The sequence below is a fragment of the Halotia branconii CENA392 genome, assembly GCF_029953635.1.
Lineage (GTDB): Bacteria > Cyanobacteriota > Cyanobacteriia > Cyanobacteriales > Nostocaceae > Halotia > Halotia branconii.
The window spans coordinates 5,377,162-5,403,434 of record NZ_CP124543.1 but is presented as its reverse complement, the minus strand read 5'-3'; the positions used below and the strand labels follow the sequence as shown (position 1 = coordinate 5,403,434).

General features: G+C 41.1%; 26 protein-coding genes and 1 pseudogene. 18 read left to right on the top strand and 9 right to left on the bottom strand.

Features of this window, described 5'->3' with window-relative positions:
* Positions 1 to 206 precede the first annotated feature (206 nt).
* On the bottom strand, positions 207 to 1,367 hold the full coding sequence (locus QI031_RS23680) for a ligand-binding sensor domain-containing protein (RefSeq protein ID WP_281482051.1): 1,161 nt from the start codon (positions 1,365 to 1,367) through the stop codon (positions 207 to 209).
* A 90-nt stretch (positions 1,368 to 1,457) separates the two neighbouring features.
* On the bottom strand, positions 1,458 to 1,988 hold the full coding sequence (locus QI031_RS23675) for a GNAT family N-acetyltransferase (RefSeq protein WP_281482050.1): 531 nt from the start codon (positions 1,986 to 1,988) through the stop codon (positions 1,458 to 1,460).
* Between the two features lie 769 nt (positions 1,989 to 2,757).
* Between QI031_RS23675 and QI031_RS23670 the strand changes: the two are divergent.
* The 3 genes and pseudogenes from QI031_RS23670 (at position 2,758) to QI031_RS23660 (ending at position 5,090) form a co-directional block, all read left to right on the top strand.
* Positions 2,758 to 4,169, top strand: a pseudogene (locus tag QI031_RS23670) (form I ribulose bisphosphate carboxylase large subunit).
* Positions 4,170 to 4,296: 127 nt separating this feature from the next.
* The gene (gene rcbX / locus QI031_RS23665; RefSeq protein WP_281482049.1) at positions 4,297 to 4,695 is read left to right on the top strand and encodes a RuBisCO chaperone RbcX; all 399 of its coding nucleotides are present in this window, start codon (positions 4,297 to 4,299) and stop codon (positions 4,693 to 4,695) included.
* A 56-nt stretch (positions 4,696 to 4,751) separates the two neighbouring features.
* Complete coding sequence (locus QI031_RS23660; RefSeq protein WP_281482048.1) at positions 4,752 to 5,090, top strand: ribulose bisphosphate carboxylase small subunit; 339 nt, start codon at positions 4,752 to 4,754, stop codon at positions 5,088 to 5,090.
* A 631-nt stretch (positions 5,091 to 5,721) separates the two neighbouring features.
* On the opposite strand, the gene QI031_RS23655 is transcribed toward QI031_RS23660, so the two are convergent.
* Positions 5,722 to 6,222 carry a M14 family metallopeptidase gene (locus QI031_RS23655; protein ID WP_281482047.1) on the bottom strand — a complete coding sequence of 167 codons (501 nt, stop codon included), beginning with the start codon at positions 6,220 to 6,222 and terminating at the stop codon, positions 5,722 to 5,724.
* A gap of 70 nt (positions 6,223 to 6,292) precedes the next feature.
* Positions 6,293 to 6,985, bottom strand: a complete 693-nt coding sequence (locus tag QI031_RS23650; RefSeq protein ID WP_281482046.1) for a hypothetical protein — start codon at positions 6,983 to 6,985, stop codon at positions 6,293 to 6,295.
* A gap of 237 nt (positions 6,986 to 7,222) precedes the next feature.
* Here QI031_RS23650 and acs point away from each other — a divergent pair, with 237 nt between their 5' ends.
* The 5 genes from acs to QI031_RS23625 all read left to right on the top strand — a co-directional run bounded on the left by acs (position 7,223) and on the right by QI031_RS23625 (position 12,191).
* The gene (gene acs / locus QI031_RS23645) at positions 7,223 to 9,196 is read left to right on the top strand and encodes an acetate--CoA ligase (protein ID WP_281482045.1); all 1,974 of its coding nucleotides are present in this window, start codon (positions 7,223 to 7,225) and stop codon (positions 9,194 to 9,196) included.
* Between the two features lie 125 nt (positions 9,197 to 9,321).
* A complete protein-coding gene (locus tag QI031_RS23640) occupies positions 9,322 to 9,984 on the top strand; it encodes a tetratricopeptide repeat protein (RefSeq protein ID WP_281482044.1) in 663 nt (220 codons plus the stop codon).
* 476 nt (positions 9,985 to 10,460) lie between these two features.
* Entirely contained in the window at positions 10,461 to 10,949 is a 489-nt protein-coding gene (locus QI031_RS23635; protein WP_281482043.1) for a GNAT family N-acetyltransferase, read from the top strand.
* Between the two features lie 23 nt (positions 10,950 to 10,972).
* Entirely contained in the window at positions 10,973 to 11,662 is a 690-nt protein-coding gene (locus QI031_RS23630) for a ComF family protein (RefSeq protein WP_281482042.1), read from the top strand.
* A gap of 70 nt (positions 11,663 to 11,732) precedes the next feature.
* Entirely contained in the window at positions 11,733 to 12,191 is a 459-nt protein-coding gene (locus QI031_RS23625; RefSeq protein WP_281482041.1) for a PPC domain-containing protein, read from the top strand.
* Between the two features lie 51 nt (positions 12,192 to 12,242).
* Here QI031_RS23625 and cobS read toward each other — a convergent pair whose 3' ends face one another.
* Positions 12,243 to 13,013, bottom strand: a complete 771-nt coding sequence (cobS, locus tag QI031_RS23620) for an adenosylcobinamide-GDP ribazoletransferase (RefSeq protein WP_281482040.1) — start codon at positions 13,011 to 13,013, stop codon at positions 12,243 to 12,245.
* Positions 13,014 to 13,459: 446 nt separating this feature from the next.
* On the opposite strand from cobS, the gene QI031_RS23615 reads away from it, so the two are divergent.
* The 5 genes from QI031_RS23615 (at position 13,460) to psbM (ending at position 16,102) form a co-directional block, all read left to right on the top strand.
* Positions 13,460 to 13,912: a hypothetical protein gene (locus QI031_RS23615; protein WP_281482039.1), complete on the top strand. Its 453-nt coding sequence runs from the start codon at positions 13,460 to 13,462 to the stop codon at positions 13,910 to 13,912.
* A 72-nt stretch (positions 13,913 to 13,984) separates the two neighbouring features.
* Positions 13,985 to 15,118, top strand: a complete 1,134-nt coding sequence (gene tgt / locus QI031_RS23610; protein ID WP_281482038.1) for a tRNA guanosine(34) transglycosylase Tgt — start codon at positions 13,985 to 13,987, stop codon at positions 15,116 to 15,118.
* Positions 15,119 to 15,187: 69 nt separating this feature from the next.
* Positions 15,188 to 15,325: a photosystem II reaction center protein K gene (locus QI031_RS23605; RefSeq protein ID WP_010995059.1), complete on the top strand. Its 138-nt coding sequence runs from the start codon at positions 15,188 to 15,190 to the stop codon at positions 15,323 to 15,325.
* Positions 15,326 to 15,517: 192 nt separating this feature from the next.
* Positions 15,518 to 15,814: a 2Fe-2S iron-sulfur cluster-binding protein gene (locus tag QI031_RS23600; RefSeq protein ID WP_281482037.1), complete on the top strand. Its 297-nt coding sequence runs from the start codon at positions 15,518 to 15,520 to the stop codon at positions 15,812 to 15,814.
* 171 nt (positions 15,815 to 15,985) lie between these two features.
* Positions 15,986 to 16,102 (top strand): photosystem II reaction center protein PsbM, encoded by a 117-nt coding sequence (psbM, locus tag QI031_RS23595; RefSeq protein WP_214438485.1) that lies wholly within the window; start codon positions 15,986 to 15,988, stop codon positions 16,100 to 16,102.
* A 66-nt stretch (positions 16,103 to 16,168) separates the two neighbouring features.
* Here psbM and QI031_RS23590 read toward each other — a convergent pair whose 3' ends face one another.
* Together QI031_RS23590 and QI031_RS23585 are read right to left on the bottom strand one after the other, a co-directional pair.
* Complete coding sequence (locus QI031_RS23590; RefSeq protein WP_281482036.1) at positions 16,169 to 17,020, bottom strand: universal stress protein; 852 nt, start codon at positions 17,018 to 17,020, stop codon at positions 16,169 to 16,171.
* A 404-nt stretch (positions 17,021 to 17,424) separates the two neighbouring features.
* Positions 17,425 to 17,559: a hypothetical protein gene (locus QI031_RS23585; protein ID WP_281482035.1), complete on the bottom strand. Its 135-nt coding sequence runs from the start codon at positions 17,557 to 17,559 to the stop codon at positions 17,425 to 17,427.
* A gap of 33 nt (positions 17,560 to 17,592) precedes the next feature.
* Between QI031_RS23585 and QI031_RS23580 the strand changes: the two genes are divergently transcribed.
* From QI031_RS23580 to QI031_RS23570, 3 genes are all read left to right on the top strand, one after another.
* Complete coding sequence (locus tag QI031_RS23580; RefSeq protein WP_281482034.1) at positions 17,593 to 17,916, top strand: hypothetical protein; 324 nt, start codon at positions 17,593 to 17,595, stop codon at positions 17,914 to 17,916.
* Positions 17,894 to 18,364: a PIN domain-containing protein gene (locus QI031_RS23575; protein WP_281482033.1), complete on the top strand. Its 471-nt coding sequence runs from the start codon at positions 17,894 to 17,896 to the stop codon at positions 18,362 to 18,364. Before QI031_RS23580 ends, QI031_RS23575 begins: the two co-directional genes overlap by 23 nt.
* A gap of 180 nt (positions 18,365 to 18,544) precedes the next feature.
* Entirely contained in the window at positions 18,545 to 19,186 is a 642-nt protein-coding gene (locus QI031_RS23570; protein WP_281482032.1) for a type I restriction endonuclease subunit R, read from the top strand.
* 173 nt (positions 19,187 to 19,359) lie between these two features.
* Here QI031_RS23570 and QI031_RS23565 read toward each other — a convergent pair whose 3' ends face one another.
* Both QI031_RS23565 and QI031_RS23560 read right to left on the bottom strand, forming a co-directional pair.
* Complete coding sequence (locus QI031_RS23565; RefSeq protein WP_281482031.1) at positions 19,360 to 21,414, bottom strand: glycoside hydrolase family 10-like protein; 2,055 nt, start codon at positions 21,412 to 21,414, stop codon at positions 19,360 to 19,362.
* A gap of 148 nt (positions 21,415 to 21,562) precedes the next feature.
* A complete protein-coding gene (locus tag QI031_RS23560; protein WP_281482030.1) occupies positions 21,563 to 23,650 on the bottom strand; it encodes a sensor histidine kinase in 2,088 nt (695 codons plus the stop codon).
* A gap of 375 nt (positions 23,651 to 24,025) precedes the next feature.
* On the opposite strand from QI031_RS23560, the gene QI031_RS23555 reads away from it, so the two are divergent.
* Both QI031_RS23555 and QI031_RS23550 read left to right on the top strand, forming a co-directional pair.
* On the top strand, positions 24,026 to 24,757 hold the full coding sequence (locus QI031_RS23555) for a RibD family protein (RefSeq protein ID WP_281482029.1): 732 nt from the start codon (positions 24,026 to 24,028) through the stop codon (positions 24,755 to 24,757).
* 179 nt (positions 24,758 to 24,936) lie between these two features.
* Positions 24,937 to 26,115, top strand: coding sequence for a GNAT family N-acetyltransferase (locus tag QI031_RS23550; RefSeq protein WP_281482028.1), 1,179 nt, complete (start codon positions 24,937 to 24,939; stop codon positions 26,113 to 26,115).
* Positions 26,116 to 26,273: the final 158 nt, after the last annotated feature.

The following is a 26,273-nucleotide window of genomic DNA, read 5'->3' as shown; positions in this document are numbered from 1 at the left end:
CTAGAGGCTAGAGACTAGACGCTAGATGTTAGGTAGGGGCTAGAGGCTAGAGGCTAGGGGCTAGAGGCTAGAGGCTAGAGGCTAGAGGCTAGAGGCTAGAGGCTAGTATTTCTCTTTTATTTATCTACCCTAGTCCCTAGTCCCTAGTCCCTAATCCCTAATCCCTAGTCCCTAGTCCCTAGTCCCTAGTCCCTAGTCCCTAGTCCCTACTTTACAGCGCGACTGAAAGCAAGATGGGGTTTTGCACTACCCATTTTGGGCATTAACCAAGCCAGACCTTCACTAGTACCAATCCACAATTTATTACCGATGTTAGGTACAAGGGCAAGAACTCGACTAGAAGGAAGTCCAGCAACTTCGTCTAATACAGCTCCTGTATTTGGATTTAATCGTAACAAACCATTGTGAGTTCCAACCCAAACACTACCATCTTGGGCAAAACGAATGGCTGTCACGTTTCGACCTCGTAAACGAGTCACAGACCGCAACACTGCACCAGTTTTTGGGTTAATTACTAATAAATTATTCGGCATTCCAGCCCAAATTAATCCTTCAGGACTGATTGCTAAAGCTTGCACGGTTGTCCCTGGCAAATCGTCGATTCGTTTCAAAATGAAAGCGTTGGCAGTATTAACCCGTACCAATCCATCAAGAGTACCCACCCACAGCTGTCCTTCAGCATCCAAAGTCAAAGTATTGGCACTAACACCAGGCAAATTTTTGACTGTCGTCATAATTAGACCTTGGTCAGGACTAACTAAAGCTAAACCATTATCGGTTCCAGCCCATAAATAACCACGTTTGTCAAGCAGCAGTGACAAAACTCTTTTGGAAGGTAAAAATAAATTCTGCGCTGTAATTTCACTAGTGCGAGGATCTACTCGCTTCAATCCTTCATAAGTACCCACCCATAAACGCCCTACTTTGTCTTGAGCTAAAGCACCAATGGCAACATTTGGTAAACTTACACGAGCTAAAATTTTACCTGTGTTAGGGTCAATCCGCGCTAGTCCTCGCCAAGAACCTACCCAGAGATTACCTGCAAAATCTCCTAACAAATTACTAACACGATAATCTGTATTAATTTCTCGTTCTTCAATTCCTCTATCATCAGGTAAAGGTTCTACTCGCGGCGGCGGTGCAGCAGCTGGGTAAGAAGGAGTTAATTCAGATGGTTTGACATCAGGGGTTTTTGGTGGCGCAACACTATTATCAACTGTTTGGGCAATTGCCGAACTTGCCGCGATCGCAATGCCAATATTCGGCAAAGCTATCAACCCCAGCAACATAGAAGTCATCAATAAACTAGTACGCTGGCGAAATAATTTCACGGTGATATTTCCTTTAAAGACACTAACCATAGCCATTGCTTAAACACGCTGGCGATTAAATTCAGTGTTCCCCTGGTTGGTTTGTTTCTTTGCAATCGGCAAGTGCAAAAAAGTGAAACAGTGGTGCTAGTTTTTGTTCATGAGCCAATCTTCTCGACTGATGCGGTAAATAACCGCTTCGCTTCCTAAAAGTTCTATCCTTCCTTGTAGCTTTTCGCCTAATTTTTGGGCAACTCTGATTGAAGCGGCATTGTGTGGACGAATTAAACTGATAACATGCGATCGCTGCAACTTCTCAAAAGCATAATCCATCGCCACTCTTGCTGCTTCTGTTGCCAAACCATGTCCCCAAAAAGCTTGTCGTAACGCCCAGCCAATCTCAAAATCAATCCAACCTTCTGGGTTCCAGCAGCCGACGCGCCCAATCATTGCACCTGTTAAGCGTTCCTCAACAGCCCACATTCCATACCCTCGTAACTGCCAATGACCAACAATCATTGCCATATTTCGCCAAGATTCGCCACGAGATAAAGGCTTCCCTTCGCCGATGTAACGCATGACCTCAGCATTACCGCACATATCAGCGTAAGCGTCAAGATCTTCTTCACAAAATCCACGTAGTAGCAAACGCTGGGTTTTAAGTTGAGGAACATGCATAGAATTTATAGCAGTTTTAGCAGTTTTGTATAGATGAAATACACCACTCTAACCCCATGCCCCATGCCCCATGCCCAATTGCCCAATTGCCCAATGCCCAATGCCCCATGCCCAAAGTATACGATATTAAAATAGGTTGATAATGATTACATTCTTTTTGTAAAGCTATCTTAATAAATTGTTAAAATATTTACTTACATAACAAATTTAAATAAATAAGTTAAAAACTTTCAAAGAATAACTTATCAAATTATTGATATATTGTGAAATAAGCTACAAATTACGTGGTGTGCAATTTTTGAACTTTCACTTACAACTTTGCTGAATATCTGTCAAGCAAATTCTCTCCTTGTCCGTTTTCTAATTAAAGGAAACATGGTAGGAGTGCGGAGGTGGGAATGTGTGCTATCAAGCCCAATCCCTATAATTACCCCAATATACAGGGAAAAATCTCATACTTTCCGCAAAGCGCGGAGTTTTTGCCGAATTTAAGAAGGTTTAGTGGGGTAAGAGGAAGAAATAAAAGAGAATTTTTATTCTATGGAACAAGGGAAAAGCAGAAGCGCTCAATCATGCACCTCTAGATGAGGAGAACATTTATCAAAAAATGTTCGTTGCCTAAAAGCCGCTACCCTTAACCAAAGCCAACCTCTAACAAAACATTTTTCCTGATCTTCCTTGTGCGAATAAAGGAAATGCAGGAGTGAGAAGAAATTGCACAAAACGTGATTTGATAAGTAATACAGAGTGACTTCTTGGAAGGGAATTTATGTCTTACGCTCAAACGAAGACCCAGAGCAAATCAGGGTATCAAGCCGGGGTTAAAGATTACAGACTGACTTATTACACACCTGATTACACACCTAAAGATACAGATATTCTGGCAGCATTCCGGATGACTCCTCAGCCTGGAGTTCCCCCCGAAGAAGCAGGTGCTGCTGTGGCGGCTGAGTCTTCCACTGGTACTTGGACAACAGTGTGGACAGACTTGCTCACCGACCTAGATCGCTACAAAGGTCGTTGTTACGACATCGAACCTGTTTCTGGTGAAGATAACCAGTACATTTGCTACGTTGCTTATCCTTTAGATTTGTTCGAGGAAGGCTCTGTTACCAACATGTTGACCTCTATTGTCGGTAACGTGTTCGGTTTTAAAGCTCTGCGGGCATTACGTCTAGAAGACTTACGGATTCCCGTTGCTTACTTGAAGACCTTCCAAGGGCCTCCTCACGGTATCCAAGTTGAGCGCGACAAATTAAACAAATATGGTCGTCCTCTGTTGGGTTGTACCATTAAGCCCAAACTAGGTTTGTCTGCTAAGAACTACGGACGTGCTGTATACGAGTGTTTACGTGGTGGTTTGGACTTCACCAAAGACGACGAAAACATCAACTCTGCACCATTCCAACGGTGGCGCGATCGCTTCTTATTTGTAGCAGACGCTATACAGGCGAAATCAAAGGTCACTACTTAAACGTTACCGCCCCCACCTGTGAACAAATGTTGCAACGGGCTGAGTTCGCTAAAGAACTCAAAATGCCCATCATCATGCACGACTACCTCACCGCAGGCTTCACAGCTAACACCACACTAGCCCGTTGGTGTCGTGATAACGGTTTATTGCTACACATCCACCGGGCTATGCACGCTGTTATCGACCGTCAAAAGAACCACGGTATCCACTTCCGCGTTTTGGCTAAGACTCTACGGATGTCTGGTGGTGATCACATCCACACTGGTACAGTGGTTGGTAAACTCGAAGGTGAGCGTGGCATCACAATGGGTTTTGTTGACTTGTTGCGTGAAAACTACGTTGAACAAGACAAATCTCGTGGTATCTACTTTACTCAAGACTGGGCTTCTATGCCTGGTGTAATGGCAGTTGCTTCTGGTGGTATCCACGTATGGCACATGCCCGCATTGGTAGAAATCTTTGGTGATGACTCTGTATTACAATTCGGTGGTGGTACACTCGGACACCCTTGGGGTAATGCTCCTGGTGCAACCGCTAACCGTGTAGCATTAGAAGCTTGTATCCAAGCTCGTAACGAAGGTCGCAACTTGGCTCGTGAAGGTAACGACGTGATCCGCGAAGCTGCCAAATGGTCTCCTGAATTGGCTGTTGCTTGCGAACTTTGGAAAGAAATTAAGTTCGAGTTTGAAGCAATGGATACCGTCTGATCTTGAAGTTAAAAGTTAAAAGGTGAGAAGTAAAAGAAAATAAGCATTTCTTCTTTTTACTTTTGTACAGACGCGATTAATCGCGTCTCTACCTTTTACTTTTTACTTTTAAAGGCTGGGGTCAAGCATGAATATTAAGCAAATTGCGAAAGACACAGCCAAGACTCTCCAACGCTACCTGACATATCAGGCGCTGAAGACAGTACTGGCACAGCTAGGCGAAACTAATCCTCCTTTAGAACTTTGGCTACATAACTTTTCCGCCGATAAAATTCACGATGGAGAAGCATATATTGAGCAATTGTTCCGAGAAAAACCAGACTTGGCATTGCGAATCATGACTGTCAGAGAACATATAGCGGCAGAAATCACAGAATTTTTACCGGAAATGGTTCGTACTGGCATTCAGCAAGCCAATATGGAACAACGTCGCCAGCATTTAGAACGCATCACGCAAATCAATTTATCTAGCCCCAGTCTTGAATCTGAACAACAGACAATTTCAGATCCGAATTTGGATAATTGAATTTAGTTAGTTGCTCAACTTAAGTAGTACAAAATCGCCACCCATTATTAACAGCCATGCAAACTCTACCAAAAGAGCGTCGTTACGAAACCCTTTCTTATCTTCCACCTCTTTCTGACGCTCAAATTGCTAAACAGGTTCAGTACATCTTGAATCAAGGTTATATTCCAGCAGTTGAGTTCAACGAAGTTTCTGAACCAACCGAATTTTTCTGGACAATGTGGAAACTGCCTTTGTTTGGCGCTCGTTCTACTCAAGAAGTATTGAACGAAGTGCAATCTTGCCGTTCTCAATATGGTAACTGCTTTATCCGTGTTGTGGGTTTTGACAACATTAAGCAGTGCCAAGTTCTCAGCTTTATTGTTCACAAACCCAATTCCAACAGAAGTTGGTAAGCAAAATTAATCATGGGGAAGCTTAATTAATTTTCTGTCCCCAATTAGAGAGGTAGAATTTTCTGCCTCTCTTTTTTATCTAAAGTTGGAAAGGGTAGTTGCGGAGAATTTCGTCATTTGTCCAGTCTTGAGCAAACCGTGGTTGAGAACCGCTAAATACAATCTGCATTTCTTGTGGTGAGTCATTGCGGATGAAGACAATTTTAGAACCTCTAGAAGCTTTACTGTAGCCCTTAATCGGGAGATTGTTCCACCACTTCCAGTCTTGGCTGCTGCTAGGAGAACTCTTGCTAAAGCGGTTTTGATATTGGGTGCTAGTATTCTGTCAACCCAAAAATGACAGGTGGAGGCAGGCAGGGGAAGCAGGGGGAGAAAAGAACTGGACTTTTTCACATTAACTCCGCAAAATTACTGGGACAGACCACTAGGTTATGTTGTGGATAGTTTCGCAGAAAATTTTCATAAATAGCGATCGCTTGATTATATTTACCAAGGTTGGGACGGTCTACTACTTCCCTCAAGATACAAGGTTGGGTTTCCTTACGTTAACCCAACAAAGCAACGTAAATGTTGAGTTTCTTTACGTCAATCGAACGTACTATAAATTTTATTTTGGGTTTGAAAACAGTCTCTAGTCCCTAGCTTCTAGCCTCTGCTGCATAATTTCTGCTAACTTAGCAGATAAACTATTTGTTAAATGCCATAACTCTACATCATCATCGATATCAAAGTCACTTTTGTTACCAGCTACAGCTAATAGATTTTTGACAGCAGACAGCCGACTATGTACTTCAGGGATTCTCCAACATTCTTCTAAGTTTAACGCTAAATCAAACAGCGTTAATGAAACCCCAGCAGCAGAAGATTGTTCTCCTAAATATTGTCTTATTCTTACAGCTACATCATCATTACTTACTAAAAATTCCTTAATAGTATCTAACAGTGAACTATTTAATACTTCTTCATTTCCCCATGTTTCTAGCCAATCTCCATCAACATCTTCAACATATAAATGAATAAAATTTAACCCATAATTTAGCCAGTCTTGCTGCATTTTTCGGGCTGTTGCTAAAGCCTGAGTAAACTCGTCTACTTGATTATCGTAACTGTTAGTCTCTTGTTGATTAGCCATAAAAGCTGTAATGACTTAGGTAAGTATGTAGGCTAGAACACAAATTTTGAAATTCAAATTCCTGAAATGATCACGAGAATTTTAGATACTTGCCACCGGCAAGATAATCACTGTTATGTAGAGCCACATTAACTAATTGATTGATAAAGTTAGCTTCCTTGGGACTGTAGCTGAAAAACAGCCCTCTTTCTATTTCCCACGAGTGCAACGTACTTTTCCAATAATGATACTTTTGGTGATTAAATTCTTCAGATACACTGGTAACTTGAATGCATAGTGGTTTTTGTTGACGACTGCTAACAATTAAATCTGTTGCCATTGAAAGGTCGGCGATATAACGCTGCCAAACACTACCTTCACGACTAACAATATCTTGAGCTATAGCTTTAATGATATCATCATCGACTTGATTAAAATCTCCTGCCATGAGTTTTTGCTTCCAAATATAAAATTTGGAGTCACTAGCGTCGATCCACCTAGGAAAGAGATAACCGTACCAATATCTTTCATTAGGAGTCATTTGCTCAAACTTGGCTTGTTGTTCCTCTGTTGAAGGTAACGACTTAATAATCAGCCAAATTGTCGAATCTGTAATTACCTCTAGGAGAAAAGCTAGGACAAATGGCTTAGCAGTCAGGGAACCTGGCTTGATATGCCTGACCCAGCGATTGATTTCATCCAATCTTCTCGCTAAATTATGATCTATCGAGGAGGCTTGCTCGATGAGGGACTTTAACTTATCCTTAATCTCTTGTGCTTGCAAACGATGCCCTAAGTCTAAATAAATAAAGCTTTTTTGAACAATTTACAACTAATAACTCTGTTAGCAGAGCATATCGATTTTCACATTGTACTACGTTATGTAAAAACCGCTATATACGTTTTCTTTGTTGCTAACTTTTAGTTGGTGTAAACTGATTAACTTAATGAAAATCTAAATAGTATCTGGTACAAAACCGTTAAAAATAGTTTTCAGTACAAATCGGTAATAGTCATCACCATGTCTCAACCAACTATAGAATCAATCCTACAAGAGAAGCGTTTATTTCATCCCACTAATGAGTTTTCTCAAAATGCTCATATTAAAAGTATGGCAGACTACCAACGTCTCTACAATACTGCAAAAGCCAATCCTCAGCAATTCTGGGCAGATTTAGCCCAAACAGAATTAGCATGGTTCCAAAAATGGGATACAGTTTTAGACTGGCAACCGCCTTTTGCCAAGTGGTTTGTTGGTGGCAAAATTAATATTTCTTACAACTGTCTTGATCGACACCTCACCACTTGGCGTAAGAATAAAGCGGCGCTGATTTGGGAAGGAGAACCAGGAGATTCACGGACTCTCACTTATGCCCAATTACACCGGGAAGTGTGCCAATTTGCGAATGTGTTAAAACAATTAGGAGTACAAAAAGGCGATCGCGTTGGTATTTACATGCCAATGATTCCTGAAGCGGCGATCGCTATGTTAGCCTGTGCGAGAATTGGCGCACCTCACAGTGTAGTGTTTGGTGGCTTTAGTGCTGAAGCTTTGCGCGATCGCTTAATTGATGCTCAAGCCAAGCTAGTAGTGACTGCTGATGGTGGTTGGCGCAAAGAGGCGATCGTGCCACTCAAAGAACAAGTAGACAAAGCCTTAGCTGATGGTGCTGTTCCCAGTGTAGAAAACGTCCTTGTTGTCAAGCGCACCGGACAGGAAACCTACATGCAAGTGGGAGGACGTGATCATTGGTGGCATGATTTACAAAAAGAGGTATCAGCCGATTGTCCTGCCGAACCAATGGACAGCGAAGATATGCTGTTTGTCCTTTATACTTCCGGCAGTACTGGCAAGCCAAAGGGAGTTGTGCATACAACCGCTGGATACAACTTGTACACTCATATCACTACTAAATGGATCTTCGATTTGCAAGATACTGATGTATATTGGTGTACCGCTGATGTCGGTTGGATTACTGGTCACAGCTATATTGTTTACGGGCCTCTTTCTAACGGTGCAACTACACTCATGTATGAAGGTGCGCCCCGTGCCTCCAATCCTGGCTGTTTTTGGGATGTAATTGAAAAATATGGTGTGAACATTTTTTACACTGCCCCTACAGCAATTCGCGCCTTCATTAAGATGGGTGAACAACATCCTAATGCCCGCAACTTATCTTCGTTGCGTCTATTGGGAACCGTAGGCGAACCTATTAACCCAGAAGCTTGGATGTGGTATCACAGAGTAATTGGCGGTGAACGCTGCCCAATTGTTGATACTTGGTGGCAAACAGAAACAGGCGGGATTATGATTACGCCCTTACCAGGGGCAATTTCCACTAAACCCGGTTCAGCAACTCTCCCCTTCCCCGGAATTATCGCAGATATCGTAGATTTAGAAGGCAATTCTGTACCCGAAACCGAAGGCGGTTATTTAGCTGTACGTCATCCTTGGCCTGGGATGATGCGGACAGTCTACGGCGATCCAGAACGTTTCCGCCGCACCTACTGGGAACACATTCCTCCTAAAGATGGCAACTATACTTATTTTGCTGGGGATGGAGCCAGAAAAGATCAAGATGGCTACTTTTGGGTTATGGGTCGGGTAGATGATGTGTTGAATGTTTCAGGACACCGACTAGGAACGATGGAGGTGGAATCAGCCTTAGTTTCCCACCCAGCCGTGGCAGAAGCGGCAGTAGTAGGTAAGCCAGATGACCTCAAGGGTGAAGAAGTAGTTGCTTTTATTACCTTAGAAGGTACGTATGAAGCCAGCGAAGATTTAAGTAAAGAACTGAAGCAACACGTTGTTCAAGAGATAGGGGCGATCGCTCGTCCGGGAGAAATTCGCTTTACCGATGCTTTGCCTAAAACGCGATCGGGTAAGATTATGCGGCGATTGTTGCGAAATCTAGCATCGGGACAAGAAGTATCTGGTGATACTTCAACATTAGAAGATCGCAGTGTTTTGGATAAGTTACGCCAAGGTACATAAACAATTCAAAATGACTTGGTGGGAAGTCAGTTTTGTAGATTAATACTAATCGTGGTGCGTTATGCATTTGCTAACGCACCTCATTTTATGATGAAAATAAGAAAGCTATTTGGGCATTGAGGACAATGAAGCGGACAGTATTTGTTAAACCTCTGAGCTGGGTGACGTTGAGTATCATGACTGCAATTGGTATATCACCAGTCTTAGCAGTTCCTGCAAAGATTTCTTGGCATTCGCCTCAACAGTCAGCAAAGAAACAACCACAAAGACTGGCGCAGTTTTCAGAGACAAATCAACCAGAGCGATCGCAGCTTTTGCAACAAGCTCAAGTTTTATATCAACAAGAAAACTGGACGGGTGCAGAAGAAAATTTACGTAAATTCACGAAAAAGTACCCCAAAGATGCGTTTGGACATTTTCAATTAGGAAATGTCCTTGTTCGTCAAGGTAAATCAGAAGCAGCAATTAGCTCCTACAGAGAAGCAATTCGTCTCCAATCAAAATATGCCTTAGCTTACAATGCGATCGGTGCTGTTTACGCTAGTCAAAATCGCTGGGAAGAAGCTATTACTGAATATCAAAAAGCTTTAGAAATTAATCCCGATTATGGCGATGCATTAGCCAATTTAGGAGAAGCATTCTGGCAAACAAATAAACGAAATGAAGCAAAGGTTTCTCTAGAAAAAGCTTTAAATATCTTCAAAGCACAAAGTAGAAATCAAAAAGTTAATCAAGTCGAACGGATGTTACAGCAAATGAAAGCTTCAGATGATCCTGGGGTTTCATAAAAGGTCAGTTGTCAGTTATCAGTAGTAAAGCGAAAAGTCAAGCCCGTCTCGTGGGCGGGTTTCCCGACTTGAGAGAACTGGCGCTGTGCGTCCGGGTTTCCCGGCGCAGAACTTTTCAAGACAGCGAAAAATCGAGTCAGTGCGGTCTTATGGTCTCCCCTGACGCAGGATGCGCGTTCGCAAAGCGTCTCGCACAAGAAGCGCTGTAGTCGAGCATCTGGCGTTGTGCGTCCGGGTTTCCCGGCGCAGAACTTTTCAAAAAGACGTTTTTAAGATCACCTACAAGAGGTGGTGGGGCATTAAACCAGATCAAAAACAACACTTCGACATGGTTCGACTACGCTCACCAGTTGCTCAGTGCATCGCTGACCACTAACAAATACCTAAGACGAAATCTGCAAGAATTGCTATTCAGTGGGTAAATTGGGATATAGATACAGAAAATTTTTCTGTGCAAACCTGACCCACAAGTGATAATGAGAGAATTTTATCAAGATTTCTTAATTCGTAACTGGGAAGTGGGCGATCGCACAAGAGCCGCCGCAGTTATCAGTTATGTATTATCAGAATACGGTTTGGGTTGGGAACCAAACGGCGCTGACCGAGATGTATTGCAAGTAGAAGACTTTTACTTAGCAGTTGGGGGAGAGTTTTGGGTAATTGAACACCAAAGCCAGATAGTAGGCACAGGGGCATACTACCCAGTAAATCGTGGTCAAAAAGCGGTGGAAATCCGTAAAATGTATCTTTTGTCAAGCGTCAGGGGCTTAGGATTAGGAAAATATTTGTTACAACAATTAGAAGCAGCGATCGCCTCTCGTGGCTTTCAGCAAATTTGGATTGAAACTGCCAGTGTTTTGGTAGAAGCAGTCAAGTTGTACGAAAGCAACGGCTACCAACCAGCTACAGGCACAGAAACAGCACGGTGCGATCGTGTGTATGTTAAGTCAATAATTAATAGTTAGTGATTCAGTGGGAAAACTCACGAATGCCAACTTGGATTAAAAATCTTTCAGGCTTACTCAACCTGTTTTTACAATCCAATTGCCCCTTGTGTCAGCGCTCAACGACTTGTAACTTATGTGAATACTGCACTAGGCAATTGCAAACCTGTCACCACAAAAACCCCAGCGCTTTGTGGCAAAAACCAATCCCAGTATTTGGCTGGGGAGTTTATGGCGGTTCTCTCAAACGGGCGATCGCAATTATGAAATATGAAAGTCAACCCCAAGTTGCTCGTCCTCTGGGTCAATGGTTAGGAGAAGCATGGTTGTTAAATCCTCCTAATCATGACAAAAGACTAATAGTCGTACCCATTCCCATGCACCCCAGCAAGCAAAAACAACGCGGTTACAATCAAGCTGCTTTAATAGCACAAAGCTTCTGTCAAACAACTGGGTTAAGATTGAAACTAAATGGATTAGAAAGGGTGCGAGAAACTAAAGCGCAGTTTGGTTTATCAGTCTCTGAGCGAGAAAATAACTTAGTTGAAGCTTTTGCTGTTGGGCAAGAACTTCGTCGCCGCTTAGATGCTCCGGTATTGTTAGTAGACGACATTTATACTACTGGTGCTACTGCGTCTTCTGCCATACAAACACTTTGTCAGTGTGGAATTACGGTCTTAGGATTAGCAGCAGTTGCTACTGCCGTAAAAGACACACATAGCAAGAAATCATAGGCAAGCCATCCCTAAGAAATCTATAATTAACCAGATTACCCTGTGTTTATGGGAACACTGCTTGAAATGTATGAATAAAGCTTTTGCGGCGGGTTTAAGACAAGTAATCATCATTCCTGCCACATTGTTGGCGATTGGCATCAGTACAAAAGCAGCATTAGCTCAAAATAAGTTGTACAGTCCAATTCCTCTAACAACTAACAGTGCTGAACTTGCGGATATGCTCTCAGATAAAGACATTCCCACAGGTCAGGGTGGGTTCGCCCGCGACTATACGGTGAAGTTGGAGAAAGGCGACAATTTAGCCGTTGATTTATCCTCAGAAAACTTTGACAGCATCATCACACTGTTAGCACCGGATGGTTCAACACTGTCAGAAAATGATGATGGGCCCGATGGTACTAGCAATTCTCTACTCTTTACTCGTATCGTCGAGACAGGTACATATATTATTCGGGTGCGGTCTTTTGGGGAAACTGGAGTTGGAGCGTTTAAGCTGAAGGTGACAAAGCTACAACCAATAAAATAAGGGACATCCCTTTGGAAATTAAAAATTAAAAATTAAAAATTAAAAATTGGTTTACAAGGCGGTCATGATACAGAGAAATAAGGCTTCAGTCCACTCAACGACTGCGCCGTAGGTATCTCCTGTATGACCGCCTAATTTGTGATTGAACCATGCTCCCGTGAGAGTAGCGATCGCACTTCCAGTTAACATCATTGCTAGGGCGAACAATAGCTGCTTGCTATTCAATAACCAACCTAAAGCGCTCAAACTGAACAGTAAGATAATTCCTGGTAATGTATCTTTGTAAGAGCGAATAGCTTGTTTATGAAATGCGCCTTTGCCTGTAGGTTTTAAATAAGGATATCGCGCGATCGCCAATTGTTGTCCCCAGCGTCCCCACCCGCAAGCCGCCATCATTACTAACCATCGGTTTTCCTCAATATCTGTCAAGGCTACTGTTTTAAGCAATATTATAGCGATCGCTGCCATTGCCCCATAAGCACCCGTAGCACTATCCGTCATTACCTCCAGTCTTCGTTGTGGATCGCCTACTGCCAAACCATCAGCAGTATCCATTGCCCCATCTAAATGTAATCCTCCAGTTATCGCAATCCACACACTTACTACCAAGGCGCTACGAGTTAGTAATGTTATCCCCAGATAATTCATTGCCGCATCTAATAGCCCTAAAATTCCCCCAATCATTAACCCTACTAAAGGTGCAAGCTGTGCCACTTCTCGAAAGTCTAGCCCATACACGTAAGGCAGAGGAATAGATGTGTAGAATAATATACTCGAAATTAGCTTTTCCCAAAACTTCCACCACCAAGCTCGATTCGTCATGTTAGTTATTTTAATTAAGAGCTGGTTACGGAATGACTAAACTACTAATTCGTGATTGAGGGCTAGTAATTACAAATTATTCAATTGTGAGTTATGCTAATGCTCAGAATCCCGTCACAATATTTAGTAGTAGCGGATTTTTTAAAACTTTAGATAAGATTGCTTACGATTAGAGACTCATCCCCAAAATTTTGTTATGCTAGCTTCAGTAATAATAAAAATTTTTTGATTTGCAATTATAACAAAGTTTTGAATAATTTGTCAAACCATAACTTACCAGAGGAGCTATATTTTGTATTCTTCAAATAATAAATTAAACTTACTCTAGGTTATTAGACGATCGCCCCACAAAATTGATATTTTTTTAAATGTAGGGGGCCAACAAGCTATTCAATTAAGTGTATTAGCTGCGTTGTACCTCATCTTTGCTCATCTCCTATTTTCCTATGAGTCATCATCTACCCGACGGCAGGATACCAGCTCCGTGCATTGTGAACACGGGCATTATTGTAAATAAGCTCGACATACGCCGATTGCTGACTGATTTAGGTCGAGTCCGGTACACCTACATCCAAGAAGGTAGGCTACAAAGCGAAGGTGAAGGAGATGTAATGGAAGTCTTTGCCAATCCGCAACGTTCTACCTTAGTTGCTAACTGCGCTCTTTACTTGAATGTTTGTAGTTTTGATTATCTAGAATTGAAACAGTCACCACAGCAAGAAACCTGTTTTAATTTGATCCAAGAAGGTATGTGTCTGAGTCTAGTGCCACTTTCGACCCCGCTACAAGAGCGAAAAGAACGGAGCTTAAATGTCAGTGCTATAGAAGCCATGATGGAGCAAGTTCTTTCAGCTAGATGGGATGCAGAAATTGATGATGACTGTTCTGACTCGTTTTAAATAGCATTTTTAAACCACGAAGACACTAAGACACAAAGTCGTTAATTAGCTAAATCAAAGTCATCTTAAATTTTGAGTGCCATATTTTCTTTTCAATCTCTAGCTCGTTGTAGCCAGACAAAAGCCAGAGCCGGGGTGTTTTTCACCCCTCACGGGGCTGTCGAAACTCCCAGATTTATGCCAGTAGGGACATTAGCAAATGTCAAAACTGTAACTCCAGCTCAACTTCAGGAAACTGGAGCGCAAATGGTATTGTCTAATACCTATCACCTCCATCTCCAACCAGGGGAAGCGATTGTTAAAGGTGGTGGGGGTTTGCACAAATTTATGGGTTGGAGTGGACCGATACTCACTGATTCTGGTGGTTTTCAAGTTTTCAGTTTGAGCGAAATGCGAAAAATTACGGAAGAAGGCGTAAAGTTTCGCTCACCCCTTGATGGACAAATTATTAACTTGACACCAGAGCGCTCTATTGAGATTCAAAATACTTTAGGGGCGGATGTGATTATGGCCTTTGATGAATGCCCTCCTTACCCAGCTACTCGCCAAGAGGTGGAAGTTGCGACTCAAAGGACTTATCGCTGGCTAGAACGCTGTATTATCGCTCATCAACGTAGCGATCAAGCACTGTTTGGTATTGTGCAAGGTGGTGTTTATTTGGATTTGCGCTCTCAAGCCGCTGTAGCTTTGGCTAAACTGGATTTGCCAGGATACGCCATTGGTGGCGTGAGTGTGGGAGAACCAACAGAATTGATGGCTCAGATTGTGCAAACAACAGCGCCACTGTTACCACCCGAAAAGCCGCGTTACTTGATGGGAGTGGGTACTTACCGAGAAATGGCAATTGCGATCGCCTCTGGTGTAGATTTATTTGATTGTGTGATTCCTACCCGTTGGGCGAGACATGGAACGGCAATGGTGCAGGGCGATCGCTGGAATTTAAAAAATGCGAAGTTTCGTGAAGATTTTGCTCCATTAGATGAAACATGTCATTGTTATGCATGTCAAAATTTTAGCCGTGCTTACATATCTCATTTAGTGCGATCGCAAGAAATTCTAGCTTATACATTATTGAGCATTCACAACATTACCGAATTAATTCGCTTTACCCAAAAAATCCGCGAGGCAATATTAAGCGATCGCTTTGCCTTAGAATTTGGACATTGGCTAACTGAATCAGCAACAAAAGAACAAGAAAGTAACTAATGACCAAAGCATGTTAAGATACATCTCAATTATGAAAGCTGTGTTGGATTAGGTGGATTTAAACAAAATATGGAAGCAGCATTGTTATTAGCAAAATTGCCTGAAGCATACCAAATTTTTGATCCTTTGGTAGATGTTCTCCCAATCATTCCTGTCTTCTTCTTGTTGCTTGCTTTTGTATGGCAAGCAGCCGTTGGATTTAGGTAATTTAACTTATTGCCAATTACTGGGACAGGTAATCTCAACCTGTCCTATTTTTTTGCAGTATCTTCTACTGAAAAATTGATATTTCTTAATATCTCGTAATAATTTATTCTAAATTAAGTAAAATAAGTATAAAGACCATTCAAAACTCAGCTTTTCAGTTCAAGCTTACAGTCAACGAGGAATCAATCGGCTATGGGTAATATCAAATTTATTAAGGAAGATAAAGAAGTAGTAGCAGCAGATGGTGCTAACCTCCGACTCAAAGCAATTCAAAATAACATTGACTTATATAAATTCATTGGTAAAGTGACCAATTGTGGTGGTAATGGTCAGTGTGGGACTTGTATTGTTGAGATTGTCGAAGGGATAGAAAATCTTTCTTCCCGTACAGATGTGGAAAATAAGAAACTCAAGAAAAAGCCTGATAATTACCGTCTTGCCTGTCAAACTATGGTGAATGGGCCAGTCAGCGTAGTAACTAAGCCCTAAGTTTTAAGTTTTGAGAAAGTAGGCCAACCCTCGGATTTATCCGTAGGGAATGCGTTACATCTTCCTACTTTTCTAAATTACAAAGTAAAAAAATAGGGCTAACACTGGCATCGATAATGCTATTCTAAAGTTGTTGACTGGAAATCAAAATTAAAGAGAGGCTTTCTTGCTATGCAAGTTAATGACCTAGGGTTTGTAGCGAGCATTCTGTTCGTTCTAGTACCCTCTGTATTTTTAATAATTCTTTACATCCAGACTGCTAGCCGCGAAGGTGGAAAAGATTCTTAAGTATTTAGTGCATCAGATCAAGAACCCCTACATCATTGGTGCAGGGGTTTTTACTTACCTATGAAGTTAAGCGACTGTCCGCGCTAACAACACTGGACAAGTAGCATTGACTCGAACATAGTCAGACAAAGAAGCGCCTACTAGTCGGTCTATATCAACAAAACTCTTAGCCACTGATGGCCGGCGATCGGGAGAACCAAGCAATAATAAGTCTATGCTTAATTCCTCTGCCAAGCGACAAATTTCTTCACCTGGTTTGCCGATACTGCTAAAACAGCGAGTTTGCACATCGTATTTTTGTGCTTCTGCAACTGCTGTAGCCATAACTGAGTTTTTGTCTGGGGTAATTTCGCTGACTTCTGACGTTTTGCCGCGCAAGTCTGTAGTCACGTTAATTAAGATTAATTGACCACCGGCAATATCTCTTAGGAGGAATAAAGCTAAACTCAAACAGTGTTTAGCTGCATCGGAGTTATCCATCGCCACCATAACGCGCTTAATTTTTTTGACATAAATGTCATCTTTTACCAACAACATGGGGCGAGAAGATAATTGAAAAACATACTGACTAACTGAGTTCGCCAAAATCGATTGCAGACGTTTAAGTCCGCGTGAACCCATAATAATTAAGTCAGCATCCATGTCATCTGCTACTTGGCAAACTACATCTTTGGGATCACCTTGCCGCAAAATTGAAGAAACTTGGCTAGGATCTAAATTCAAAGATTGAATAGCATTAGCTAGAATTTTACCACCTTCTTCCCATTTATCTGTCATTGCGGCAGAGGTACTTTGGGGAGGAACAACGTGCAAAACAGTAACCTTTACATGTTGGATTGATGGTACTTCCTTTAAGGTTTTGAGCATTTCTTCTGCATGACCCAAGCCAGAAACTGCTAGTAAAATTTTTTCTATCATTGTTACTTGTTGTTGTGAGGGTTGCTTTGGTGTTTGCTCTTAGTATTTCGCTTAGTTGAGGTTTTCAACACCTTACTCAATAACCTAGTCAGGAAGTCGGCACAAATAAACTTTTAGTGATTAGCAATCAAATACATCACAAATAACTAAGAAATGTTGAGTTTATTTGCACTCAGTTACCTAAATTTTCAACTAGGCTCTTAATAATTAAGCTTACTCTCAATTTAGCTTGAGAAAGTTTATAAATTATTATGTTGGTTATTATTTTTAATTTATGTTTACTATTTTTAATTAGAAAAAAGTAAAGTATTGCAAAGTTATACTAGTAAAATTAGCGTTCATATAAAACTTTTTAAGTATGATACACAACTGTTTTACGAAGTTTCTAGATTTAGAGAATATTGTTAATATTCATTGAGCTTAGAGGACGCGATCGCCATTGGGGTTGGCGGAGGCATCGCTATTCTCATGTAAAGCCACTTCAATGTATTGCGATCGCTATTAGTGTGAGTCGTGATTTTTAGGCGATCGCGTAACATAGAATCATAACTGACTTCAAAACAGCAAATTATATGCTAGAAGCAAATATACGCGACAACCAAGAGCTTTCTCAGCTAATCCAACAAGCCAACTCTAAGCGAGAAGCGATCGCCTTAGTCCAAGAAGGGCAACCAAAAGCAGTGCTGTTAAGTTTAGAAATGTTTCAACATTTGATAGGGATTAACGATCGCCGAGAACAACTATCAAACGAAGGATTTGCAACTATATCGCATCAACTTTTTACCAAATCTGGCTATGACTCAACCGACAAAATTATGGAACTTATTCAGGATGTAAAACAAGAAATATCCACAGAAAGAGAGCAAAGGCTAAATGACGGTGAAATCAAAGTCTAGTTTGCCCAAATCAATATTTCTCGATACAAATATCTACATTCTGGGAGCTATTGATTTAACCAGCGATGAAAACAAAATTTTATCCTTGCTAGTAAGCGATGAAAATAGCGATGAGCAAACTAGAGTTATCTTCTCTCAAGAACTTATTGATCAAATCTTACGAGTTGGTAAACGCTTGCAAAATAAAGACTGGTCAAGTGGTCTGTTAACAAGACTTTGGCAGCAATTGAAAGTAGATTTCATATTTGTAGAAGACCAAGATATTCAAGCGATCGCTGATGCTGGCATAATTCCCCACGAAGATGCAGGTGTTTACCTGACTGCCAAGCAAGGAAAAGCAAAATGTTTTGTATCGAGAAATTACAAACTAATTCGCGTACTTGTCGAGCAAACTGAAGAATTTGAATGTTTCACTCCAAACGAGTTCTTACAAAAATATGCCCCATAAGCTAGATAAACTGATTTGTTTGAGCGATCACCTCAACAATCTATCTTTTAAAGGCGATCGCTATTCCTGTGAGTCGTAATTTTTAGGCCATCTCTCTTTACATATCGTATATTAGGTATTGGAGCCTAGATCAAATGTCTAGACTTTTAAACTTCATGTAATTACTACAAAAATTTAACCGTGATTACAAATGCTAGTAGTCTTACCCTTGGCGCTCTCCGTCAAACTTTTGGCTTGAGACTCGACTCTAGCGATCGCTTTTTTGATGAATGGTTAAATAATGCGCCGACTCTAACCGAAGCGGAACTACAAGGACTAGATCGCCTCACTCGAAACTATATCTATCTCAGTCAAGAAGAACCACCTCTCGAAGAAATTGTTAAGCTTGTGGTTATATCACCATTGCTAGATTTAGCAGGTTTCTATCAGTTTCCTTTTTTGGTAAAAGCAGAAGTAAGTACCAATATCGAAGTTGCAGACGAAGCTAATGCTATTGCAGTTCAAGGCAGGATTGATATTTTGGTGATTCAAGATAGTTTTTGGATTTTGGTAATCGAGTCAAAGCCCGCAAGACTAGACGTTACGGCGGGAATTCCCCAAGCACTTATTTATTTGTTGAGCGCTCCCAACTTACAGTCAAGTTGTTATGCAATGGTTACAAACGGAAGAGAAGTATTGTTTTTGAAATGCGATCGCCACCAAAATGTCCCTCAATATACTAGATCCTATACTTATCGGTTACTTGAAAATACATCAGAACGTATCCAAGTTTTGCAGGGACTTAAACAAATTGGGGCTTATATTGGCGATTTGAGGAGTTAGGCGATCGCTTAATAATTATCTATCTGCTAGAGGTTTTGCTGATAACTTAAGAACAAAGAAATAGGCGATCACCCTCAAAGAAGAATAAACTGTAAGCAACTCAGGTTTAAAGACACTGAGCTTTAGCCCAGAGCGAACATACCAAACAAAGACATTTGTCCAAGCAATTGCTATCAACTTACTGTAATCACCGCACCCATACTTTCATTACCCAACCTATCTACTGCACATACAGCATAAGTTCCGCTTTGAACAGTGGCAAAATTTGTTCCTGCCGATAATACTCGCTGAAGTATCCAAGTATCACCACTTTGACGATAAAGAGTCCAAGAACGAACAGGCTGATTGTCTCCAGGCTGCCAATTGAGTTTAGGGCTATTGAATTGCAATTGTTGAGGAGGAGATGGCAAAACTGCATTCTGCCAAGACATAGTAGGTACTATTGCAGGCCGAGGATAAAGTGAATTTTTGAATTTGTCGGAAATACCTTGACGATTTTCGTTAATAGAACTCATGCTGAAGAAAATATTTCCCAATGACAAATTACTTGCTAAATTGCGAGTAATTTTGACTTGCTTTTCAATCTCCTCATCCTTCCAGGCTTTACCATCCAATTGTCCGATATTGTTACCTGCATAAATATGTCGCTGCTTGGGATTAATTTCTGTCCACCATTTAAGCAATACAGGATAACTTTGTTGTGTTTGGTCAATCCGCCAATACAATTGAGGAGCTATGTAATCAACCCAGCCTTGTTCTAACCATTTTTTGGAGTCAGCATACAGCACACTATAGGCATCTAAGCCACTAATTCCTGGCGGTTGTCCGGGGCGATAAATGCCAAAAGGACTAATGCCAAATTTAACATAAGACTTTGTAGCTTTAATTCCTTGAGATAACCGCAGCACCATTTGATTAACATTTTCGCGCCGCCAGTTATCCAAACTAAGTTGGCCACCAGCTGCCCTATAAGCTGCAAAACTTTTATCATCAGGGAAAGCCCGACCTTGGATGGGATAGGGATAAAAATAGTCATCTAAATGAATACCATCCACATCATAGCGTCGCACAACATCAATAATGACTTCGTAGGCTCTATCTTGAACGATTTTCGCTCCTGGGTCCATCCACAACTGATTGCCCCATTGATAAACTACCTCTGGATTAGTCACAGCTATGTGAGGACGGACATTGGGTGAACCTTTAATGCTAGTTTTGGCGCGATAGGGGTTGAACCAAGCATGAACTTCAATATTGCGTTTGTGACATTCAGCGATCGCAAATTCCAAAGGATCATAAAATGGTTCTGGTGCTTTACCTTGAGTTCCTGTAATCCAAGCACTCCAAGGCTCTAACTGGGAAGCATATACAGCATCTCCCTCTGGTCGCACCTGCAAGATGAGAGCGTTGAAATTCAACGTTTGTAATTGGTTGATAATTTCTAGGAGTTCAGCTTTTTGCTGTGCAGCAGAAAGTCCTGTTTTGGAAGGCCAATCACTATTCCAAACAGTTGTTACCCACGCCCCTCTAAACTCTCGTTGATGACTGACTTTAATCTTACTTGGTGAAGTTGGGATTGGTGTTGGTGTTGGTATTGGTGTTGGGATTGGTGTTGTTCCCGGTGGTACTACAAGGTAGACAGAAGCAATCTTTTGTGCATCACCCAGATACACCAAAGCTTGATAGACCATCACTGCGACATCAGCACGAGTTGCCGCTATAGTGGGGTTGAGTAATTTAACATTGGGATAACTAGCTACTAACCCTGCACGAGTTGCAATAGCGGCTTGATTTATGCCATAGTTAGCAATTTTAGCTGCGTCTTGATAAATTTGCGGCAACGCACTGAGCAAATCTGCTTCTACTTTAGTGGCCATTTCCAAGCCATTGACTATAGCCACCAAGACATCACCCCTAGAAATCCTATCATTGGGGCGGAAACGCTGACCAGGGTATCCAACTAAAAATCCTGTTTCGTAAACTTTTTGAATGGCACTTATAGCCCAATGATTACTAGGGACATCAATAAAAGGAACATACTGCCGTTTTGGAGGTACTGTAAAAACTGCCCCAATAATGGCAGCAAACTCAGCACGAGTGACTGAGTTATCTGGGCGAAAAGTCCCATTAGGATAACCATTCAAAATACGCCGCACCGCTAAGGCTTCAATGAATAGACTTGCCCAATGGTTTTGAACATCCGAGAAACGTGTAGAGGTAGATACCATTGTCGCTTGCAGCTAACTTGCTTGATCTTAAATATCCATAGTTAATTTAGCAATATTCAGAGCGATCGCCACAGTAATAGCGTATAAATTTTCACATTTGCTCATCTTCCTATAAATAACAGTGATAGCTGATAACTGATTTAATACTTTACCTTTCGCAACTTTTATTAGCACAAGCTTCTTTTGATGAAAAGTTGGGAAGAACATCTTGCTGCGGCGTTAAATCATAAATGTTTTCTACAGGTGGTAACTCACAACTATCTTTGTTTAGCTCCGTTTTATTAGATTTACTGACTCCGGTAAAGTTTTTTTGCAGTGAGCCTTCGAGATGGGTAGGGTAGGAATCTAAATTATCTAAACCATCTTTTTCTGTGGGTGCAGATGAAAGAGAAATATCAATCAAAGGCAAGACAATCTTGACTGTTGTGCCTAAATTCAGACCTGCACTTTCAAGAGTAATGTTACCTCCCATGAGTTCAATCAAATTCCGTGAAATAGCTAACCCTAGTCCTGTACCTTCAAACTTGCGTGTGCTGCCACCGTCTACCATGACAAAAGGGCGAAATAATTTATGCTGTTGGGCTGGTTCAATTCCTAAACCTGTATCAGTAACACTTATAATTACCTGTGATTTTGCATCAGTGTGTTGAATTTTTGTAGCGATCGCAATGTTTCCTTCCTCGGTAAACTTAGTAGCATTACCGATAATATTAATTAATACCTGTTTTAATTTGGCTGCGTCCGCCTTTACAGAAATTGGCTCATCACCTAAGTTAACTTTTAACTGCAAACCCTTCTTTTGAACATTGATTGATTGTAAATTAACGACATCTTGCAATAGTTTTCGCAAGTCGATAAGCTCTATAACTACTGATAGCTTACCTGCTTCAATTTTGGAAATATCCAGCAACTCGTTAATTATATTTAATAAATGAATCGCTGTTTCATAGGCGCATTTAATAAATTCTATTTCTTCTTCTCGACTATCACACAAGCCATCTTGAACCACAGACATGCAGTTAATAATTGTATGTAGTGGGTTTCTCAGCTCATGAGAAGTTGTAGCTAAAAACTGACTTTTGACGTGATTAGCAGTTTTAGCTTCTTTCCAAGCAATTTCTAGTTCTTCTGCCCAAGCTTTTAGTCTCTCAACCATTTGGTCTAGTGCTTGTGCCAGTTGATTAAATTCCCGGATTTTAAAGTTGTGGGGTATCGGTTGTGCGGCATGGTCACTATGAATATTCAAAGCATAATCTCGTAGTTCTTCTACAGGACGTGCTAGGAAAGGAGCCAAATAAAGCGATGCTAATAAACTCGCACCAATTAAACCAACTGTCAAAACGATGAGGATAAGTTTTATTTCCTCTAAACCTAACAAGGCATTATCTACACTAGTGACAGCTATTAGTATCCATTTTTGCCCCTGCTGTTGTGTAACTGGATTAGCAATTGTTGTATAACCAGCTACTAGTTCTCTATTTTCTTTAAAATATAAATTGCTTGAACTCTCGCGCCCAGCAATTGCATTTTTAACGACACTTTGAAGTCGAGATGCATCGGGATGTTTTTGAATATTACTTCCCACTCGTTCTACAGAGGGATATGCAAGGATTGTACCGTCCTCAGCAATTACTAACATTGATCCTGCAAGTGATCCCGGTCCATTTTTGGTTTGCTTATACAGTGATGATTTAAGACTCAAAGCATACTGCAATTTTCCAGTTTGATTGTATACTGGTACAGATAAAACTACTTGCAGTTGGTTTCGTGTATTACCTTGACCAGTTATTCCTACTTTTGCAGGAATTATTGTCTTAACATCAACTCCATTACTAACAAAAGGTAATGTCAAATCTGTAAGTGCTTTGTCGCCACAGGTACTAGCGATAATATGACCATTTTCTATATTGCTTAACTGCCAGCACTCAATATCAACATAAGTTGGCATTTCTGCTAGCTGAGTGAGGTATTCTTGCACTTCAGTAGGCGACCCAGACTGAACAATTGCTGTTCGACTAGCAATTAACAAGTTAGTTTTGAGGCTAGCGATCGCACTAACAATTTTCTCACCTTTAGTGACAGCGCTTTCTGTAAGATTTTGACGAGCAGTTTTTAACAGGCTAGAACGTGCCTTATTTAGAGCTACAATTTGTCCTATAAATAACACTGGAACAAACAGCAGCAAAATTCTTGTTACTAAAATACGACGAAAGGATGATTGACGGAGCTTAGCCATCGATTGTCTCACTTCGCATCTGCAAACCACAACAGCAACGATATGCAATTAAACCTACTTAAAGGAGACATTTTGTCAAGTTATGAGAACTTTGTTGTCAGCCTTTAACAATATCAAGTGTTTGAGATGCAAAAAGAAACATGCTATACCAAAATTTGCAGAAGGTAATGACAGGGACTTATGTTGCATATAGATACAGTGATGACAACAGTTGTGCGTAATTCGTAATTAGTAATACTTCGGCTACGCTCAGTACAAGTTTGTAATTCGTAATTCCTTTTTTTATAAGGGTTTTAGACATACATTTCAAATGTTAGCTTTATTAACACCATGCTGTATTAATAAGGGAAATACTCAGACTATCAAACCAACCAAATGGTGCAACATCGTCCTCATACAACAGTAGTTTTAGCAATGAGTGCAGATGGTAAGATAGCAGATTTTAAGCGATCGCCTGCTCGGTTTGGCTCAGGGGCTGATAAAGCACACCTCGAAAAACAAATCGCTGCCTCTGATGCCGTTTTGTTTGGTGCTGGCACTCTCCGTGCCTACGGTACAACACTTACGGTATCACAACCAATTCTGCTGCAACATCGAATACAGGGGGGTAAAACCACCCAGCCGATTCATATAGTGATTACACAATCAGCTAACCTCAGTCCGGAAATTTACTTTTTTCAGCAACCAATCAGGCGCTGGTTGCTCACGACTACAGCGGGGGCGCACTCTTGGCAAGAACACGAACAGACACTTCTTGTTGCTGGGGAAACCACTACAAAGGAGTGTCCTGCAAAATTTGAGCAGATTTTGGTTTTTGAAACACCAACAGGCAAAATCGACACTTTAGCTGCTTTGCAACACCTGGCATCTATACATATAACACGCTTAGCGGTATTGGGTGGTGGTGAATTAGTAGCCTCTATGCTGGAATCAGATTTAATTGATGAATTATGGCTGACTGTCTGCCCGTTAATCTTAGGTGGTACTACTGCACCTACACCAGTAGAAGGTAAAGGATTTATCTCAAAATTAGCTCCCCGACTCCAGCTTTTAGAAGTCAAAACAGTCGAGCAAGAAGTCTTCCTGCATTATCGTCTGCAACGATAAGCAGATTAGATTAACCTAAATAGGGAATGGAGAATGGGGAATAGGGCATTGGGCATGGGGCATTGGGCATAGAAGACAGGAAATTCTTACTTCCCTGCCTCCCCTGCTTCCCCTGCTTCCCCTGCCTCCCCTGCTCCCTGCTCCCTGCTCCCTGCTCCCCTGCTCTTCCTGACCCTGACATGGAACAACTTAAGCCTCGATACTCCACCGTTTGGATTAACAAAATCGCCGAAGTACCTCAAGATGCCTGGGATGCTTTAGCAATGCCCCTGAAAACTCCGTTTTTAGAGTGGCAATGGCTAAATCATTTAGAAACTTCACAAAGTGCTACTGCTAAAACAGGCTGGTTGCCAAATCATTTGACACTGTGGCGAGATAGAGCGCTGATAGCAATAGCGCCACTTTACCTCAAAGGACATAGCTATGGTGAATTTGTTTTCGATCACCAATGGGCAGAGTTAGCCGATCGCATAGGTGTACAATACTACCCTAAACTGTTAGGAATGACACCATTTACCCCTGCTGAAGGTTATCGGTTTTTAATTGCTCCTGGGGAAGATGAAGATGAAATTACAGCAATAATTGTGCATGAAATTGACGCTTTTTGCACTAAACATCGAATTTCTGGGTGTCATTTTCTTTACGTTGATCCCCAATGGCAGCCTGTGCTGGAACGACAGGGTTTTACTAGTTGGTTACACCACAGCTATATCTGGGAAAACCTAGGTTTTCAAACTTTTGATGATTACTTAGGATTGTTTAACGCCAATCAACGCCGCAATATTAAGCGGGAACGTAAAGCAGTTGAGAAGGTAGGTTTACGACTACAACCACTAACTGGTGATGAAATTCCTAGATCTTTATTTTCTTTAATGTACGATTTCTATGCTGATACTTGTGATAAATTTGGCTGGTGGGGTAGCAAGTACCTAACAAAACAGTTTTTTGAGCAGCTACATAGTGATTATCGGCATCGGGTATTATTTTTTGCCGCATATCACGAACAAGATAATCGTCAACCTGTTGGTATGTCCTTTTGTTTATTTAAAGGAGACAGATTATATGGACGCTATTGGGGTAGTTTCCAAGAAATAGATTGTTTACATTTTGATGCTTGTTATTATGCACCGATTGAGTGGGCGATCGCTAATAATATTGAAAGCTTTGATCCCGGTGCAGGAGGCCGTCACAAAAAACGTCGTGGTTTTCCGGCTATGCCTAATCACAGTCTGCACCGTTTTTACAACAATCGTTTAGCAAAAATTATTCGCCCCTACATTAAAGAAGTCAATCAACTCGAACAACAAGAAATTGAGGCAATGAATGCAGAGTTACCTTTTAGTCAGAAAGAAAAATAAAAAATCTAACTACAATAGAGTTTTGTCAGTAGTCAGTGGTTAGTAGTCAGTAGTTATAGCAATAAATATGTCCTTTATGACATCCTATTCTGATTTAAAGGGAATAGGGAACAGAGAAATGTCCTAACAATTGTGACGACTGCTATATTAATAAAGTT

Bases quoted from the DNA above. Each gene is read 5' to 3' on its own strand.
- QI031_RS23680 (WP_281482051.1), bottom strand. From the start codon at position 1,367: ATGGCTATGGTTAGTGTCTTTAAAGGAAATATCACCGTGAAATTATTT.
- QI031_RS23675 (WP_281482050.1), bottom strand. From the start codon at position 1,988: ATGCATGTTCCTCAACTTAAAACCCAGCGTTTGCTACTACGTGGATTT.
- rcbX (WP_281482049.1), top strand. From the start codon at position 4,297: ATGAATATTAAGCAAATTGCGAAAGACACAGCCAAGACTCTCCAACGC.
- QI031_RS23660 (WP_281482048.1), top strand. From the start codon at position 4,752: ATGCAAACTCTACCAAAAGAGCGTCGTTACGAAACCCTTTCTTATCTT.
- QI031_RS23655 (WP_281482047.1), bottom strand. From the start codon at position 6,222: ATGGCTAATCAACAAGAGACTAACAGTTACGATAATCAAGTAGACGAG.
- acs (WP_281482045.1), top strand. From the start codon at position 7,223: ATGTCTCAACCAACTATAGAATCAATCCTACAAGAGAAGCGTTTATTT.
- QI031_RS23640 (WP_281482044.1), top strand. From the start codon at position 9,322: ATGAAGCGGACAGTATTTGTTAAACCTCTGAGCTGGGTGACGTTGAGT.
- QI031_RS23635 (WP_281482043.1), top strand. From the start codon at position 10,461: ATGAGAGAATTTTATCAAGATTTCTTAATTCGTAACTGGGAAGTGGGC.
- QI031_RS23630 (WP_281482042.1), top strand. From the start codon at position 10,973: ATGCCAACTTGGATTAAAAATCTTTCAGGCTTACTCAACCTGTTTTTA.
- QI031_RS23625 (WP_281482041.1), top strand. From the start codon at position 11,733: ATGAATAAAGCTTTTGCGGCGGGTTTAAGACAAGTAATCATCATTCCT.
- cobS (WP_281482040.1), bottom strand. From the start codon at position 13,013: ATGACGAATCGAGCTTGGTGGTGGAAGTTTTGGGAAAAGCTAATTTCG.
- QI031_RS23615 (WP_281482039.1), top strand. From the start codon at position 13,460: ATGAGTCATCATCTACCCGACGGCAGGATACCAGCTCCGTGCATTGTG.
- QI031_RS23605 (WP_010995059.1), top strand. From the start codon at position 15,188: ATGGAAGCAGCATTGTTATTAGCAAAATTGCCTGAAGCATACCAAATT.
- QI031_RS23600 (WP_281482037.1), top strand. From the start codon at position 15,518: ATGGGTAATATCAAATTTATTAAGGAAGATAAAGAAGTAGTAGCAGCA.
- psbM (WP_214438485.1), top strand. From the start codon at position 15,986: ATGCAAGTTAATGACCTAGGGTTTGTAGCGAGCATTCTGTTCGTTCTA.
- QI031_RS23590 (WP_281482036.1), bottom strand. From the start codon at position 17,020: ATGATAGAAAAAATTTTACTAGCAGTTTCTGGCTTGGGTCATGCAGAA.
- QI031_RS23585 (WP_281482035.1), bottom strand. From the start codon at position 17,559: ATGTTACGCGATCGCCTAAAAATCACGACTCACACTAATAGCGATCGC.
- QI031_RS23580 (WP_281482034.1), top strand. From the start codon at position 17,593: ATGCTAGAAGCAAATATACGCGACAACCAAGAGCTTTCTCAGCTAATC.
- QI031_RS23575 (WP_281482033.1), top strand. From the start codon at position 17,894: ATGACGGTGAAATCAAAGTCTAGTTTGCCCAAATCAATATTTCTCGAT.
- QI031_RS23565 (WP_281482031.1), bottom strand. From the start codon at position 21,414: ATGGTATCTACCTCTACACGTTTCTCGGATGTTCAAAACCATTGGGCA.
- QI031_RS23560 (WP_281482030.1), bottom strand. From the start codon at position 23,650: ATGGCTAAGCTCCGTCAATCATCCTTTCGTCGTATTTTAGTAACAAGA.
- QI031_RS23555 (WP_281482029.1), top strand. From the start codon at position 24,026: ATGGTGCAACATCGTCCTCATACAACAGTAGTTTTAGCAATGAGTGCA.
- QI031_RS23550 (WP_281482028.1), top strand. From the start codon at position 24,937: ATGGAACAACTTAAGCCTCGATACTCCACCGTTTGGATTAACAAAATC.